Origin of the sequence: Pseudomonas silesiensis (assembly GCF_001661075.1) — a bacterium.
In the GTDB taxonomy this organism is placed as follows: domain Bacteria; phylum Pseudomonadota; class Gammaproteobacteria; order Pseudomonadales; family Pseudomonadaceae; genus Aquipseudomonas; species Aquipseudomonas silesiensis.
Window position 1 is genome coordinate 6,126,844 of the sequence record NZ_CP014870.1, and the last position, 15,073, is coordinate 6,141,916.

Annotated in this window: 28 protein-coding genes; all 28 read right to left on the reverse strand. The window is 54.9% G+C overall.

Annotated elements, in window-relative coordinates; translation table 11 throughout:
- Positions 1–9 precede the first annotated feature (9 nt).
- The 28 genes from PMA3_RS27135 to rplC all read right to left on the reverse strand — a co-directional run bounded on the left by PMA3_RS27135 (position 10) and on the right by rplC (position 15,017).
- On the reverse strand, positions 10–1,464 hold the full coding sequence (locus tag PMA3_RS27135) for a catalase (protein WP_064680054.1): 1,455 nt from the start codon (positions 1,462–1,464) through the stop codon (positions 10–12).
- 238 nt (positions 1,465–1,702) lie between these two features.
- Positions 1,703–2,089 carry a 50S ribosomal protein L17 gene (gene rplQ / locus PMA3_RS27140; protein WP_008145500.1) on the reverse strand — a complete coding sequence of 129 codons (387 nt, stop codon included), beginning with the start codon at positions 2,087–2,089 and terminating at the stop codon, positions 1,703–1,705.
- 42 nt (positions 2,090–2,131) lie between these two features.
- Positions 2,132–3,133, reverse strand: a complete 1,002-nt coding sequence (locus PMA3_RS27145; RefSeq protein WP_003186012.1) for a DNA-directed RNA polymerase subunit alpha — start codon at positions 3,131–3,133, stop codon at positions 2,132–2,134.
- Positions 3,134–3,155: 22 nt separating this feature from the next.
- Positions 3,156–3,776 (reverse strand): 30S ribosomal protein S4, encoded by a 621-nt coding sequence (gene rpsD / locus PMA3_RS27150; RefSeq protein ID WP_003210056.1) that lies wholly within the window; start codon positions 3,774–3,776, stop codon positions 3,156–3,158.
- 18 nt (positions 3,777–3,794) lie between these two features.
- Positions 3,795–4,184 carry a 30S ribosomal protein S11 gene (gene rpsK, locus PMA3_RS27155; protein ID WP_002555466.1) on the reverse strand — a complete coding sequence of 130 codons (390 nt, stop codon included), beginning with the start codon at positions 4,182–4,184 and terminating at the stop codon, positions 3,795–3,797.
- A 30-nt stretch (positions 4,185–4,214) separates the two neighbouring features.
- On the reverse strand, positions 4,215–4,571 hold the full coding sequence (rpsM, locus tag PMA3_RS27160; RefSeq protein ID WP_003186020.1) for a 30S ribosomal protein S13: 357 nt from the start codon (positions 4,569–4,571) through the stop codon (positions 4,215–4,217).
- Between the two features lie 129 nt (positions 4,572–4,700).
- On the reverse strand, positions 4,701–4,817 hold the full coding sequence (gene rpmJ / locus PMA3_RS31265) for a 50S ribosomal protein L36 (RefSeq protein WP_002555468.1): 117 nt from the start codon (positions 4,815–4,817) through the stop codon (positions 4,701–4,703).
- Between the two features lie 28 nt (positions 4,818–4,845).
- Positions 4,846–6,174, reverse strand: a complete 1,329-nt coding sequence (gene secY, locus PMA3_RS27165; protein ID WP_064680055.1) for a preprotein translocase subunit SecY — start codon at positions 6,172–6,174, stop codon at positions 4,846–4,848.
- Positions 6,175–6,612, reverse strand: coding sequence for a 50S ribosomal protein L15 (gene rplO, locus PMA3_RS27170; RefSeq protein ID WP_064680056.1), 438 nt, complete (start codon positions 6,610–6,612; stop codon positions 6,175–6,177).
- Positions 6,613–6,615: 3 nt separating this feature from the next.
- The gene (rpmD, locus tag PMA3_RS27175) at positions 6,616–6,792 is read right to left on the reverse strand and encodes a 50S ribosomal protein L30 (protein ID WP_003186033.1); all 177 of its coding nucleotides are present in this window, start codon (positions 6,790–6,792) and stop codon (positions 6,616–6,618) included.
- Positions 6,793–6,794: 2 nt separating this feature from the next.
- On the reverse strand, positions 6,795–7,295 hold the full coding sequence (gene rpsE, locus PMA3_RS27180; protein WP_007943782.1) for a 30S ribosomal protein S5: 501 nt from the start codon (positions 7,293–7,295) through the stop codon (positions 6,795–6,797).
- A 3-nt stretch (positions 7,296–7,298) separates the two neighbouring features.
- The gene (gene rplR, locus PMA3_RS27185) at positions 7,299–7,649 is read right to left on the reverse strand and encodes a 50S ribosomal protein L18 (protein ID WP_003186037.1); all 351 of its coding nucleotides are present in this window, start codon (positions 7,647–7,649) and stop codon (positions 7,299–7,301) included.
- Between the two features lie 10 nt (positions 7,650–7,659).
- The gene (gene rplF, locus PMA3_RS27190) at positions 7,660–8,193 is read right to left on the reverse strand and encodes a 50S ribosomal protein L6 (RefSeq protein ID WP_003176412.1); all 534 of its coding nucleotides are present in this window, start codon (positions 8,191–8,193) and stop codon (positions 7,660–7,662) included.
- 12 nt (positions 8,194–8,205) lie between these two features.
- Positions 8,206–8,598: a 30S ribosomal protein S8 gene (gene rpsH / locus PMA3_RS27195; protein WP_003186040.1), complete on the reverse strand. Its 393-nt coding sequence runs from the start codon at positions 8,596–8,598 to the stop codon at positions 8,206–8,208.
- Positions 8,599–8,808: 210 nt separating this feature from the next.
- Positions 8,809–9,114, reverse strand: coding sequence for a 30S ribosomal protein S14 (gene rpsN / locus PMA3_RS27200; RefSeq protein ID WP_003176414.1), 306 nt, complete (start codon positions 9,112–9,114; stop codon positions 8,809–8,811).
- 13 nt (positions 9,115–9,127) lie between these two features.
- Positions 9,128–9,667: a 50S ribosomal protein L5 gene (gene rplE, locus PMA3_RS27205; protein WP_003176415.1), complete on the reverse strand. Its 540-nt coding sequence runs from the start codon at positions 9,665–9,667 to the stop codon at positions 9,128–9,130.
- 22 nt (positions 9,668–9,689) lie between these two features.
- Positions 9,690–10,004, reverse strand: coding sequence for a 50S ribosomal protein L24 (gene rplX, locus PMA3_RS27210; protein WP_003176416.1), 315 nt, complete (start codon positions 10,002–10,004; stop codon positions 9,690–9,692).
- Between the two features lie 11 nt (positions 10,005–10,015).
- A complete protein-coding gene (gene rplN / locus PMA3_RS27215) occupies positions 10,016–10,384 on the reverse strand; it encodes a 50S ribosomal protein L14 (RefSeq protein ID WP_002555479.1) in 369 nt (122 codons plus the stop codon).
- Between the two features lie 23 nt (positions 10,385–10,407).
- Positions 10,408–10,674 carry a 30S ribosomal protein S17 gene (gene rpsQ, locus PMA3_RS27220; RefSeq protein ID WP_003176419.1) on the reverse strand — a complete coding sequence of 89 codons (267 nt, stop codon included), beginning with the start codon at positions 10,672–10,674 and terminating at the stop codon, positions 10,408–10,410.
- Between the two features lie 2 nt (positions 10,675–10,676).
- A complete protein-coding gene (rpmC, locus tag PMA3_RS27225; protein ID WP_008030901.1) occupies positions 10,677–10,868 on the reverse strand; it encodes a 50S ribosomal protein L29 in 192 nt (63 codons plus the stop codon).
- Entirely contained in the window at positions 10,868–11,281 is a 414-nt protein-coding gene (gene rplP / locus PMA3_RS27230; protein WP_007943783.1) for a 50S ribosomal protein L16, read from the reverse strand. Before rplP ends, rpmC begins: the two co-directional genes overlap by 1 nt.
- 12 nt (positions 11,282–11,293) lie before the next feature.
- Positions 11,294–11,980, reverse strand: coding sequence for a 30S ribosomal protein S3 (gene rpsC / locus PMA3_RS27235; RefSeq protein WP_003176422.1), 687 nt, complete (start codon positions 11,978–11,980; stop codon positions 11,294–11,296).
- A 13-nt stretch (positions 11,981–11,993) separates the two neighbouring features.
- Positions 11,994–12,326 (reverse strand): 50S ribosomal protein L22, encoded by a 333-nt coding sequence (gene rplV, locus PMA3_RS27240; RefSeq protein WP_003103908.1) that lies wholly within the window; start codon positions 12,324–12,326, stop codon positions 11,994–11,996.
- A gap of 13 nt (positions 12,327–12,339) precedes the next feature.
- Entirely contained in the window at positions 12,340–12,615 is a 276-nt protein-coding gene (gene rpsS / locus PMA3_RS27245; protein ID WP_002555486.1) for a 30S ribosomal protein S19, read from the reverse strand.
- Positions 12,616–12,631: 16 nt separating this feature from the next.
- A complete protein-coding gene (rplB, locus tag PMA3_RS27250; RefSeq protein ID WP_003176423.1) occupies positions 12,632–13,456 on the reverse strand; it encodes a 50S ribosomal protein L2 in 825 nt (274 codons plus the stop codon).
- A 14-nt stretch (positions 13,457–13,470) separates the two neighbouring features.
- Positions 13,471–13,770: a 50S ribosomal protein L23 gene (rplW, locus tag PMA3_RS27255; protein WP_002555488.1), complete on the reverse strand. Its 300-nt coding sequence runs from the start codon at positions 13,768–13,770 to the stop codon at positions 13,471–13,473.
- Entirely contained in the window at positions 13,767–14,369 is a 603-nt protein-coding gene (gene rplD / locus PMA3_RS27260) for a 50S ribosomal protein L4 (protein ID WP_007896707.1), read from the reverse strand. The genes rplW and rplD overlap by 4 nt, the downstream gene beginning before the upstream one ends.
- A gap of 12 nt (positions 14,370–14,381) precedes the next feature.
- Positions 14,382–15,017 (reverse strand): 50S ribosomal protein L3, encoded by a 636-nt coding sequence (rplC, locus tag PMA3_RS27265; protein WP_003186059.1) that lies wholly within the window; start codon positions 15,015–15,017, stop codon positions 14,382–14,384.
- Positions 15,018–15,073 lie beyond the last annotated feature (56 nt).

Here is a 15,073-nt window from a genome sequence, read left to right on the forward strand (position 1 = left end):
GCTTCTCGTTTAGACTTCGTTAAGCTGTACGCCCAACGCCTGTGCGATTGCTTCTCCATACGCCTGATCGGCCCTGAAGAAATGCTGCAATTGTTGGTCAATCACATCACCGGAGACACCTGCCATGGCTCCGGCAATGTTGTTTACCAGCAGGCTTTTCTGCTCGGTGCTCATCAAACGGAACAGCGCACCGGCGTGGCTGTAGTAATCGGTATCTTCGCGGTGATCGTAACGATCCGCTGCACCGCTGAGGGCCAGGGCGGGCTCGGCGTAACGAGTCACTTGCTTCGGCGATTCGACGTAGCTGTTGGGTTCATAGTTAGGTGCCGCACCGCCATTGGCGCCGAACGCCATCGACCCATCACGCTGGTAGCTGTTAACCGGACTGCGCGGCGCGTTCACCGGCAGTTGCTGGTGGTTGGTGCCGATACGGTAGCGATGCGCATCCGCGTAAGCGAACACCCGACCTTGCAGCATGCGGTCTGGCGACAGCCCGACCCCGGGCACCATGTTGCTTGGACCGAATGCCGCCTGCTCCACTTCTGCGAAGTAATTCAGTGGATTGCGGTTGAGTTCCAGCTCGCCGACTTCGATCAGCGGAAATTCTTTCTGCGACCAGGTCTTGGTCACGTCGAAAGGGTTCTCATAGTGCGCCGCGGCTTGAGACTCGGTCATGATCTGAATACACACCCGCCATTTCGGAAAATCACCGCGCTCGATCGCCTCGAACAGGTCACGCTGTGCGTAATCTGGATCGGTACCGGCCAAGCGTGCCGCCTCAGCCGGCGCCAGGTTCTTGATCCCTTGTTGGGTCTTGTAGTGCCATTTCACCCAGTGCCGCTCGCCATTGGCGCTGATCAGGCTGTAGGTGTGGCTACCGAAGCCGTGCATGTGACGATAGCCGTCAGGAATGCCGCGGTCCGAGAACAGGATCGTCACCTGGTGCAGCGCCTCGGGGGAGTGCGACCAGAAGTCCCACATCATCTGCGCGCTTTTCAGGTTGCTTTGCGGCAAGCGCTTTTGGGTGTGGATAAAGTCCGGGAATTTGAGGGGATCACGGATGAAGAATACGGGCGTGTTGTTGCCGACAATGTCCCAGTTACCTTCCTCGGTATAGAACTTCAGGGCGAAGCCGCGCGGGTCGCGCTCGGTGTCGGCTGAACCGCGCTCCCCGCCGACGGTGGAAAACCGCAGGAAGGTTGGGGTTTGCTTGCCAACGGACTCAAACAGCTTGGCGCTGGTGTACTCGGTGATGTCGCGTGTCACAGTGAACGTACCGTAAGCACCCGAGCCTTTGGCGTGCACACGACGCTCAGGAATGTTTTCACGGTTGAAGTGGGCAAGCTTCTCGATCAGGTGGAAGTCGTCGAGCAGCAGCGGGCCTCGAGGGCCGGCGGAACGGGAATTCTGGTTATCGGCGACAGGAGCGCCACTGGCGGTGGTAAGCGTTTTACTTTGGCTCATGCGATCTCATCCTTTGTCAGTCTTGAACTGCCGGCTAATCGGCTTGGGACGGAGTATTGACCATTGATCAGGAAAGCTACCAATTTATTAAGTCGCAGAGATCAATAGAAAAATACTACCAATCATCCCGTTCGCATAATGACGGCATGAATCGCAGGAGAGCTTGTACAGATCGCGCGTTTCTCACAGACACAAAAAACCGGGCGCTAGGCCCGGTTCTTTGTTTCAGACTGACGTCTTACTCAGCGGATACAGCTTCACCACCGGCAGGACGATCAACCAACTCGACGTACGCCATAGGCGCGTTGTCGCCAGTGCGGAAGCCGCACTTGAGGATGCGCAGGTAGCCACCCTCACGGGTAGCGTAACGCTTGCCCAGGTCGTTGAAGAGCTTACCAACGATAGCTTTCGAACGAGTACGGTCGAAAGCCAGACGGCGGTTAGCCAGGCTGTCTGTCTTGGCCAAAGTGATCAGCGGCTCAGCAACGCGACGCAGTTCTTTAGCTTTCGGCAGTGTAGTTTTGATCAGCTCGTGCTCGAACAGCGACACTGCCATGTTTTGAAACATGGCCTTGCGGTGCGAGCTAGTGCGGCTCAGGTGACGACCACTTTTACGATGACGCATGGTTCATTCCTTACCAAACACAACGTTCGGTGATTACGACGATCAGGCAGTCGCCTTGTCGTCCTTCTTAAGACTTGCAGGCGGCCAGTTGTCGAGGCGCATGCCGAGGGACAGACCGCGGGAGGCCAGAACGTCCTTGATTTCAGTCAAGGATTTCTTGCCAAGGTTCGGAGTCTTCAACAGCTCTACTTCGGTACGCTGAATCAGGTCACCGATGTAGTAGATGTTTTCCGCCTTAAGGCAGTTAGCCGAACGTACAGTCAGTTCCAGATCGTCAACCGGGCGAAGCAGGATCGGATCGATCTCGTCTTCCTGCTCGACAACCACTGGCTCACTGTCACCTTTGAGGTCGACGAACGCAGCCAACTGCTGTTGCAGGATGGTTGCAGCACGACGGATAGCCTCTTCAGGATCCAGGGTACCGTTGGTTTCCAGATCAATAACCAGCTTGTCCAGGTTAGTACGCTGCTCGACACGGGCGTTTTCCACCACGTATGCGATACGGCGAACCGGGCTGAACGAAGAGTCAAGCTGCAAGCGACCGATGCTGCGGCTTTCGTCTTCATCGCTCTGACGCGAGTCTGCCGGTTCATAACCACGACCACGAGCTACGGTGAGCTTCATGTTCAAGGCGCCGTTAGACGCCAGGTTAGCGATTACGTGATCGGGGTTAACGATCTCGACATCATGATCCAGCTGAATATCGGCAGCGGTAACCACCCCCGAACCCTTCTTCGACAAGGTCAGCGTAACTTCGTCACGGCCGTGCAGCTTGATAGCCAGACCTTTAAGGTTCAACAGGATTTCAATTACGTCTTCCTGTACACCTTCGATGGCGCTGTACTCGTGGAGCACACCGTCAATCTCGGCCTCGACTACTGCACAGCCGGGCATTGAGGACAACAGGATGCGGCGCAGCGCGTTGCCCAGGGTGTGGCCAAAACCACGCTCGAGAGGCTCGAGAGTGATCTTGGCGCGGGTTGGACTGACAACCTGCACATCAATATGGCGGGGTGTCAGGAACTCATTTACCGAAATCTGCATGGATGCACCTATTTTCTAGCCCTTACTTGGAGTAGAGCTCGACAATCAGGCTTTCGTTGATGTCGGCGGACAGATCACTGCGAGCTGGAACGTTCTTGAAAACGCCCGACTTCTTCTCAGTGTCTACTTCTACCCATTCTACGCGGCCACGTTGGGCACACAGATCGAGAGCTTGGACAATGCGAAGTTGGTTCTTTGCTTTCTCGCGAATCGCGACCACGTCACCAGCACGAACCTGGTACGACGGTACGTTTACGGTCTGACCGTTAACGCTGACGGATTTGTGCGATACCAGCTGACGGGATTCGGCACGAGTAGAGCCAAAACCCATACGGTATACAACGTTGTCCAGACGGCATTCGAGCAGCTGCAACAGGTTTTCGCCGGTTGCACCTTTCTTGCCAGCAGCTTCTTTGTAGTAGCCGCTGAATTGACGCTCGAGAACGCCGTAGATACGACGGACCTTCTGCTTTTCACGCAGTTGGGTGCCGTAATCGGACTGGCGACCGCGGCGTTGGCCGTGGATACCAGGTGCTGCTTCAATGTTGCACTTCGATTCGATCGCGCGCACGCCGCTCTTCAGGAAGAGATCGGTGCCTTCGCGACGAGCGAGTTTGCATTTTGGACCAATGTAACGAGCCATTCTTTACAATCTCCTGGATTACACGCGGCGCTTCTTCGGCGGACGGCACCCGTTGTGCGGGATTGGCGTCACGTCGGTGATGCTGGCGATCTTATAGCCACAGCCGTTCAATGCACGGACAGCAGACTCACGACCTGGACCTGGACCCTTGACGTTGACGTCGAGGTTTTTCAGGCCATATTCCAGCGCAGCTTGACCAGCACGTTCAGCAGCTACTTGAGCAGCGAACGGGGTGGACTTGCGGGAACCGCGGAAACCCGAACCACCGGAGGTAGCCCAAGAAAGCGCGTTACCTTGACGGTCGGTGATGGTCACGATTGTGTTGTTAAAAGAAGCATGGATGTGGGCGATGCCATCAACCACTGTCTTTTTAACTTTTTTACGAGGACGAGCAGCAGGTTTTGCCATGATTAATTTCCTGTCGATTCGCTGGGGCGATTACTTGCGGATCGGCTTACGCGGACCTTTACGGGTACGCGCGTTAGTCTTGGTACGCTGACCGCGCACTGGAAGACCACGACGATGACGCAGACCGCGATAGCAACCGAGGTCCATCAAACGCTTGATTTTCATGTTGATTTCGCGACGCAGGTCACCTTCAGTGGTGAACTTCGCCACTTCGCCACGCAGCTGTTCAATCTGCTCGTCGCTCAGATCCTTGATCTTTGCGGCTGGGTTTACCCCAGTCACTGCACAAATTTTCTGTGCAGTTGTGCGACCAACACCATAGATGTAGGTCAGCGAGATAACAGTGTGCTTGTTATCTGGAATGTTAACGCCTGCAATACGGGCCATTCAGTGGGACTCCAATTGACAGCTACCTACGCCCCGGAAGCCAAGAAATAGGGCGCGAGATAATATCGCTGTAATAACAAATAATCAACCCGGCAGCGCACTAGCTGCCGGGCTTCAAGCGGATCACACTCAGCCTTGGCGCTGTTTGTGACGCGGTTCCGCGCTGCAAATTACTCGAACAACACCTTCGCGGCGAATAATCTTGCAGTTACGGCACAGCTTTTTCACCGATGCACGAACTTTCATCACCAACTCCTCGAACCTTATGGGGTACTCAGCGCAACATGCCGCTGCCGTAGCCCTTCAGGTTGGCTTTCTTCATCAGGGATTCGTACTGGTGCGAAACGAGGTGCGATTGTACTTGGGACATGAAGTCCATCACAACCACGACGACGATCAGCAACGAGGTCCCGCCAAGGTAGAACGGAACGTTTGCTGCAACCACCAGGAACTGGGGCAACAGGCACACGGCCGTCATATATAGAGCACCGAACAGGGTCAAACGGGTCAGAACGCCATCAATGTAGCGCGCCGACTGCTCGCCTGGACGGATGCCCGGAATAAAGGCACCGGACTTCTTCAGGTTTTCCGCTACGTCTTTCGGATTGAACATCAACGCCGTATAGAAGAAGCAGAAGAAAATAATCCCTGCACTAAACAGCAGAATATTCAACGGCTGACCAGGAGCGATCGACTGCGAGATGTCCTGCAACCAGCCCAAACCTTCGGACTGGCCGAACCAGGTACCCAACGAAGCCGGGAACAGCAAGATGCTGCTCGCGAAAATGGCCGGAATAACACCGGCCATGTTCACCTTCAGCGGCAAGTGGCTGGTCTGCGCAGCGAAGACCTTGCGGCCTTGCTGACGCTTGGCGTAGTGAACAGCAATACGACGCTGACCACGCTCAATGAACACCACGAAACCGATAATCGCTACTGCCAGCAAACCGATGGCAACCAAGGCGAAAATGTTGATATCACCCTGACGCGCAGACTCGAAAGACTGCCCGATCGCTCTCGGAAGACCGGCGACGATACCTGCGAAAATCAACATCGAGATACCGTTACCAACACCACGCTCAGTAATCTGCTCACCCAGCCACATCATGAACATCGCACCAGCCACAAAAGTGGATACCGCGACGAAATGGAAGCCAAAGTCACCAGTGAACGATACGCCCTGCCCCGCCAGACCAATGGACATGCCAATGGCCTGAACAAGAGCGAGGACGACAGTGCCGTAGCGGGTGTACTGGGCGATCTTGCGACGCCCAGCTTCACCTTCCTTCTTCAACTGCTCCAGTTGCGGGCTGACGGCGGACATCAGTTGCATGATGATCGATGCCGAAATGTACGGCATGATCCCCAATGCAAAGATGCTCATCCGTTCCAGCGCGCCGCCGGAAAACATGTTGAACAAGCTAAGAATGGTCCCCTCATTCTGTCGAAACAGGTCCGCGAGTCGGTCCGGGTTGATACCTGGAACCGGGATGTGTGCGCCTATTCGGTAGACGATAATCGCCAGGAACAGAAAACGCAGACGAGCCCAGAGTTCAGACATACCGCCTTTGCCGAGCGCAGAGAGAGCACCTTGCTTAGCCATTTATTCCTCGAACTTGCCGCCAGCTGCTTCGATAGCCGCACGCGCACCTTTGGTGGCGCCGATTCCCTTTCCGATGGTGACAGCGCGAGTAACTTCGCCGGACAGCATGATTTTCACACGCTGTACGTTGACGTTGATCACGTTGGCATCTTTCAGGGACTGCACGGAGACGATGTCGCCTTCCACTTTAGCCAGCTCGGACAGACGCACTTCTGCGCGGTCCATGGCCTTCAGGGAAACGAAACCGAACTTCGGCAGGCGACGATGCAGCGGCTGTTGACCGCCTTCAAAGCCTGGAGCAATGGTGCCACCGGAGCGGGAGGACTGACCTTTGTGGCCACGGCCACCGGTCTTGCCCAAACCACTACCGATACCACGGCCCGGACGATGCTTTTCGCGACGGGAACCCGGCGCTGGACTCAGATCATTGAGTTTCATCGATTAACCCTCGACACGCAGCATGTAGTAAGCCTTGTTGATCATCCCGCGATTCTCGGGAGTATCAAGTACTTCTACAGTGTGACCGATGCGACGCAGACCCAGACCCTTAACGCACAGTTTGTGGTTAGGGATGCGGCCGGTCATGCTTTTGATCAGCGTAACTTTAACGGTAGCCATGATCAGAAGATCTCCTTGACGCTTTTGCCACGCTTGGCGGCAATGGATTCAGGAGACTGCATGGCCTTCAAACCTTTGAAAGTGGCGTGAACCACGTTTACCGGGTTAGTCGAGCCGTAGCACTTGGCCAGAACGTTCTGAACGCCAGCAACTTCGAGGACAGCACGCATAGCGCCGCCAGCGATGATACCGGTACCTTCAGAAGCAGGCTGCATGTACACCTTCGAAGCGCCGTGACCGGACTTCATTGCGTACTGCAGCGTGGTGCCGTTCAGATCAACTTGGATCATGTTGCGGCGAGCAGCTTCCATTGCCTTCTGGATCGCAGCAGGCACTTCACGTGACTTGCCACGGCCGAAGCCAACACGCCCTTTACCATCACCCACCACGGTCAACGCGGTGAAAGTGAAGATACGGCCGCCTTTAACGGTTTTGGCTACGCGGTTAACTTGAACCAGCTTCTCGATGTAGCCTTCGTCGCGCTTTTGGTCGTTATTTGACATAACTTAGAACTCCAGCCCAGCTTCACGAGCAGCATCAGCCAGCGCCTTGACGCGGCCGTGGTACTTGAAGCCAGAGCGGTCGAAAGCCACCTGCGAGACGCCAGCGGCTTTTGCACGCGTAGCGACCAGCTGGCCAACCTTAGTGGCCGCGTCGATGTTGCCAGTGGCGCCATCACGCAGTTCTTTATCCAAAGTCGAGGCAGATGCCAGGACTTTGTTGCCGTCGGCCGAAATGACCTGGGCGTAGATGTGCTGCGACGAGCGGAACACGCAGAGACGCACGACTTCGAGTTCGTGCATTTTCAGGCGTGCTTTGCGAGCGCGACGCAGTCGAGTAACTTTTTTGTCGGTCATTTGCTATGCCCTACTTCTTCTTGGCTTCTTTACGACGGACGACTTCGTCCGCGTAGCGCACACCTTTGCCTTTGTACGGCTCTGGTGGACGGAAGTCGCGGATCTCGGCGGCCACTTGACCTACCAGCTGCTTATCGATGCCCTTGATCAGGATATCGGTCTGGCTAGGAGTCTCAGCGGTGATGCCTTCCGGCAGTTCATAATCCACTGGGTGCGAGAAGCCAAGAGCCAGGTTCAGCACTGTGCCTTTTGCTTGCGCTTTGTAACCAACACCGACCAGCTGGAGCTTGCGCTCGAAGCCTTGGCTTACGCCTTGGACCATGTTGTTTACCAACGCACGAGTGGTACCAGCCATTGCGCGAGTCTGTTGATCGCCATTGCGAGCAGCGAAACGCAGCTCACCGGCTTCTTCAACGATCTCAACGGACGAATGGATGTTCAGTTCGAGAGTGCCCTTGGCACCCTTCACCGAAAGCTGTTGGCCTGCGAATTTGACTTCGACACCGGCTGGCAGCTTAACGGGGTTCTTAGCGACGCGTGACATGCTTATCCCCCCTTAGAACACAGTGCAAAGAACTTCGCCGCCGACACCGGCAGCGCGCGCAGCACGATCCGTCATCACACCTTTGTTGGTGGAGACGATAGACACACCGAGACCGCCACGAACTTTCGGCAGATCATCGACGGACTTGTACTGACGCAGGCCTGGACGGCTAACGCGCTTCACTTCTTCAATGACCGGACGGCCTTCGAAATATTTCAGCTCGATAGACAGCAGTGGCTTGATTTCGCTGCTGATCTGATAACCCGCAATGTAACCTTCGTCCTTCAGGACTTTGGCAACAGCTACCTTCAAAGTAGAAGATGGCATGCTTACGACGGACTTTTCAGCCATCTGGGCATTACGGATTCGAGTTAGCATGTCCGCTAACGGGTCCTGCATACTCATGGGCTAGACGCTCCTAATACACAAAAAATTAGCCTTGCGGCTACTACGTGTCGCCGAGTACATCCATGCGAAAAAAGCACGGGCTCAGGCGAGCCGGGTATTCTAGACACACCCCACAAATGAATCAAGCCCCAAAAGGGGCTTGATTCAAGTTCAAGGTCACCGGTGGTCAGGATCTTGCGATCCCGGACACCGAGACTTTGACAGTGCTTACCAGCTGGCTTTAACCAGACCAGGTACGTCACCACGCATTGCAGCTTCACGCAGCTTGTTACGGCCAAGGCCGAACTTGCGGTAAACGCCGTGTGGACGACCGGTCAGGCGGCAGCGGTTACGCATGCGCGAAGCGCTTGCGTCACGTGGCTGCTTCTGCAGAGCAACTGTAGCTTCCCAACGTGCTTCTGGACTTGCGTTCAGATCAACGATGATAGCTTTCAGTGCTGCACGCTTCTTGGCGTACTTGGCAACCGTGAGCTGACGCTTCAGCTCGCGGTTTTTCATGCTCATCTTGGCCATTTTCCTACTCCAATCAGTTGCGGAACGGGAATTTGAAAGCACGCAACAGGGCGCGACCTTCATCATCGTTCTTGGCAGTGGTGGTCAGGGTAATGTCCAGACCGCGGAGAGCATCGATCTTGTCGTAGTCGATTTCCGGGAAGATGATCTGCTCTTTAACGCCCATGCTGTAGTTACCACGACCATCGAAGGACTTGGCATTCAGGCCGCGGAAGTCGCGAACCCGAGGCAGGGAGATCGACAGCAGACGATCCAGGAATTCGTACATACGCTCACGGCGCAGGGTCACTTTGACGCCGATCGGCCAACCTTCACGGACTTTAAAGCCAGCGATGGATTTCCGAGCGTAAGTCACAACGACTTTCTGACCGGTGATCTTTTCCAGGTCGGCAACAGCGTGCTCGATGACTTTTTTGTCACCGACGGCTTCGCCAAGACCCATGTTCAGGGTGATTTTTGTAACGCGTGGAACTTCCATCACGTTCGAAAGCTTAAGTTCTTCCTTAAGCTTCGGTGCGATTTCCTTCCAGTAAATCTCTTTTAGTCGTGCCATGGTCTCATCTACCTAGCAGTGTTCAAGCATCAACCGCTTTTTGGGTCGACTTGAAGACACGAATTTTCTTGCCGTCTTCTACTTTAAAACCAACGCGATCAGCCTTGTTGGTTTCGCCGTTGAAAATGGCGACGTTAGAAGCGTCCAGTGGAGCTTCTTTTTCGACGATACCGCCTTGCACGCCCGACATAGGGTTAGGCTTGGTATGACGCTTTACCAGGTTCAGACCGCCAATAACCAGACGGTTGTTAGCGAGAACCTTAAGCACCTTACCGCGCTTACCTTTGTCTTTGCCGGCGATCACGATGATCTCGTCGTCACGACGAATCTTTTGCATGTCGGATCTCCTTACAGCACTTCTGGGGCGAGCGAGACGATCTTCATGAACTTCTCAGTACGAAGTTCACGGGTCACTGGCCCAAAGATACGGGTGCCGATCGGCTCTTGCTTGTTGTTCAGAAGAACAGCAGCGTTGCCATCAAAGCGGATAATGGAGCCATCAGCACGACGTACGCCGTGACGAGTGCGGACTACAACAGCAGTCATCACTTGGCCTTTTTTCACTTTACCGCGGGGAATTGCTTCCTTCACGGTAACCTTGATGATGTCACCGATACCAGCGTAACGACGATGGGAGCCACCCAGCACCTTGATGCACATAACGCGGCGTGCGCCGCTGTTATCGGCCACATCGAGCATGGATTGAGTCTGAATCATATAATTTCTCCGACCCCTAGTCCTTAGACTTCCACAGCGCGTTCGAGAACATCAACCAGCGCCCAAGACTTGGTCTTGGCCAAAGGACGAGTTTCACGAATAGTGACTTTGTCGCCGATGTGGCACTGATTGGTTTCGTCGTGCGCGTGCAGCTTAGTCGAACGCTTAACGTATTTACCGTAGATCGGGTGCTTTACGCGACGCTCGATCAGAACGGTGATGGTCTTGTCCATTTTGTCGCTGACAACACGGCCAGTCAGCGTACGGACGGTTTTTTCGGCTTCAGCCATGATTACTTACCTGCCTGCTGTTTGAGCACAGTCTTCACGCGAGCGATGTCACGCTTAACTTGCCGGAGCAGGTGAGACTGCCCCAACTGGCCAGTTGCTTTCTGCATGCGCAGATTGAACTGGTCGCGCAGCAGGCCGAGCAGTTGCTCGTTAAGCTGCGGCGCGTCTTTTTCACGAAGTTCGTTCGCTTTCATCACATCACCGTCCGTTTAACAAAAGCGGTGGCGAGCGGCAGCTTTGCAGCAGCCAGGGCAAAAGCCTCACGCGCCAGCTCTTCAGAAACACCCTCGATTTCATACAGGACTTTGCCTGGCTGAATCTGGGCAACCCAGTACTCGACACTACCCTTACCTTTACCCATCCGAACTTCGAGGGGCTTTTTGGAGATAGGCTTGTCCGGGAATACACGGATCCAGATCTTGCCGCCACGTTTAACGTGACGGGTCAGTGCACGACGCGCTGACTCGATCTGACGAGCGGTGAGACGACCACGAGCTACAGACTTCAGCGCATATTCGCCGAAGCTGACTTTGCTACCGCGCTGAGCCAAGCCACGGTTGTGGCCAGTCATCTGCTTGCGGAACTTCGTACGCTTTGGTTGCAACATTTGGCGTACCCCTTACTTAGCAGCTTTTTTACGAGGCGCTGGTGCTTGTGGTTTCAGTTCTTCTTGGCGACCACCAATTACTTCGCCTTTGAAGATCCAAACCTTTACACCGATCACACCATAAGTGGTGTGAGCTTCGTAGTTGGCATAGTCGATGTCGGCACGCAGGGTGTGCAGTGGCACACGACCTTCGCGATACCATTCAGTACGTGCGATTTCAGCACCGCCGAGACGACCGCTCACTTGGATTTTGATGCCTTTGGCACCAATGCGCATGGCGTTCTGTACAGCGCGCTTCATAGCGCGACGGAACATTACGCGACGCTCCAGCTGCTGAGCTACGCTCTGCGCAACCAACATACCGTCGAGTTCCGGCTTGCGGATTTCTTCGATATTGATGTGCACAGGCACACCCATTTGCTTGGTCAGGTCCTGACGCAGTTTCTCAACATCTTCACCTTTCTTCCCGATAACGATACCTGGACGAGCGGTGTGGATGGTGATACGTGCAGTTTGAGCCGGACGATGGATATCGATACGGCTTACGGACGCGCTTTTTAGTTTGTCTTGGAGATACTCACGCACCTTCAGATCAGCGAACAAATAGTCCGCATAAGTCCGACCGTCTGCGTACCAGACGGAGGTGTGCTCCTTGACGATTCCCAGGCGAATGCCAATGGGATGTACTTTCTGACCCATCTCTTCGACTCCGTTACTTGTCAGCAACCTTGACAGTGATATGGCAAGACCGCTTGACGATGCGATCAGCACGGCCTTTGGCACGTGGCATGATTCGCTTCAGCGAACGCCCTTCGTTGACGAAAACGGTGCTGACTTTAAGGTCATCAACGTCTGCGCCTTCGTTATGCTCGGCGTTGGCTACGGCCGACTCCAGCACTTTCTTCATGATCTCGGCGGCTTTCTTACTGCTGAAAGCCAACAGGTTGAGCGCTTCGCCCACCTTCTTCCCGCGGATCTGGTCGGCGACCAAGCGGGCTTTCTGGGCGGAGATTCGAGCGCCCGACAACTTAGCGGCTACTTCCATCGTTCCTTACCCCTTAACGCTTGGCTTTCTTGTCTGCCACGTGCCCACGATATGTGCGGGTACCGGCAAACTCGCCTAGTTTGTGGCCGACCATGTCTTCGTTCACGAGAACTGGGACATGTTGACGACCGTTATGCACTGCAATGGTCAAACCGACCATTTGTGGCAGGATCATCGAACGACGCGACCAGGTTTTCACTGGTTTGCGATCGTTCTTTTCCGCCGCCACTTCGATCTTCTTCAGTAGGTGAAGATCAATAAAAGGACCTTTTTTCAGAGAACGTGGCACTGTCGTATCCCTCTATTTACTTGCGACGACGGACGATCATTTTGTCGGTACGCTTATTACCACGAGTCTTCGCGCCCTTAGTCGGGAAGCCCCATGGCGATACCGGATGACGACCACCAGAGGTACGACCTTCACCACCACCATGTGGGTGGTCAACCGGGTTCATGGCAACACCACGAACGGTTGGGCGAACGCCACGCCAGCGTTTGGCACCAGCTTTACCCAGCGAACGCAGGCTGTGCTCGGAGTTCGAGACTTCACCCAGGGTCGCGCGGCATTCAGCCAGCACTTTACGCATCTCACCAGAACGCAGACGCAGGGTCACGTAGACACCTTCACGAGCGATCAGCTGAGCCGAAGCACCAGCGGAACGAGCGATCTGTGCGCCTTTACCTGGCTTCAATTCGATGCCGTGTACGGTGCTACCAACTGGAATGTTACGCAGTTGCAGAGCGTTGCCCGGCTTGATCGGTGCCAGAGCACCTGCGATCAGCTGGTCGCCAGCACTCACGCCTTTAGGGGCGATGATGTAGCGACGCTCGCCGTCTGCGTACAGCAGCAGAGCGATGTGAGCAGTACGGTTTGGATCGTATTCGATACGCTCGACAGTGGCAGAGATGCCATCTTTGTCGTTGCGACGGAAATCGACCAGACGATAATGCTGCTTATGGCCACCACCGATGTGACGAGTGGTAATACGACCATTGTTGTTACGACCACCAGTCTTCGATTTTTTCTCGAGCAGCGGTGCGTGAGGAGCGCCTTTATGCAGCTCCTGGTTGACCACCTTGACCACAAAACGGCGGCCAGGGGAAGTCGGTTTGCATTTAACGATTGCCATGATGCACCCCTTCCTTACTCAGCACTGCTGCTGAAATCGAGATCTTGGCCTGGCTGAAGGGAGATAACTGCCTTCTTCCAGTCATTACGCTTGCCCAGACCGCGAGCAGTGCGCTTGCTCTTACCCAGAACATTCAGGGTAGTAACACGCTCTACTTTCACGCTGAACAGGCTTTCGACGGCCTTCTTGATTTCCAGCTTGGTTGCGTCAGTTGCAACCTTGAAAACGAACTGGCCTTTCTTGTCAGCCAGAACCGTAGCCTTTTCGGAAACGTGCGGGCCAAGCAGAACTTTAAATACGCGTTCCTGGTTCATCCCAGCAGCTCCTCGAATTTCTTCACGGCCGACACGGTGATCAACACCTTGTCGTATGCGATCAGACTAACTGGATCGGAACCTTGCACGTCACGTACATCAACGTGTGGCAGGTTACGAGCAGCCAGGTACAGGTTCTGATCAACAACTTCAGACACGATCAAGACGTCAGTCAGGCCCATGCCGGTCAGTTTGTTCAGCAGATCTTTGGTCTTCGGTGCATCAACAGCGAAGTCCTGAACCACTACCAGACGATCAGTACGCACCAGCTCAGCAAGGATGGAACGCATTGCTGCGCGATACATCTTCTTGTTCAGCTTCTGGGTGTGATCCTGAGGACGAGCTGCGAAAGTGGTACCGCCGCCACGCCAGATTGGGCTACGGATAGTACCGGCACGAGCACGGCCAGTACCTTTCTGACGCCACGGGCGCTTACCGCCACCACGAACGTCGGAACGGGTCTTTTGCTGCTTGCTACCTTGACGGCCGCCGGCCATGTAGGCCACGACTGCTTGGTGAACCAGCGTCTCGTTGAATTCGCCGCCAAATGTCAGTTCGGAAACTTCGATCGCTTGAGCGTCATTTACATTTAATTGCATGTCAGCTTCCCCTTAACCGCGAGCCTTGGCTGCTGGACGTACAACCAAGTTGCCGCCAGTAGCGCCAGGAACAGCACCCTTGACCAACAACAGATTGCGTTCAGCGTCCACGCGCACTACTTCGAGGGACTGCACGGTCACGCGCTCAGCGCCCATATGACCGGACATTTTTTTGCCCTTGAATACACGACCAGGAGTCTGGCACTGGCCGATAGAGCCTGGAACGCGGTGGGACACGGAGTTACCGTGGGTATTATCTTGCCCGCGGAAATTCCAACGCTTGATCGTACCCTGGAAGCCTTTACCCTTGGACTGACCGGTTACATCAACCAGTTGGCCAGCGGCGAAGATTTCAGCGTTGATCAGATCGCCGGCCTGGTACTCGCCTTCTTCAAGGCGGAATTCCATTACGGTACGACCAGCGGCAACGTTCGCTTTAGCGAAGTGGCCAGCCTGAGCAGCTGTAACACGCGAAGCACGACGCTCGCCTACAGTGACTTGCACTGCACGATAGCCATCGGTCTCTTCAGTTTTGAACTGGGTGACGCGATTCGGTTCGATCTCAATGACCGTGACCGGAATGGAGACACCTTCTTCGGTGAAAATACGGGTCATACCGCATTTACGACCGACTACACCAATAGTCATGTTGTAAACCTCATGAGTGTACGGGGCTTTCACCCGCTATGGCCGCCCATTTCAGA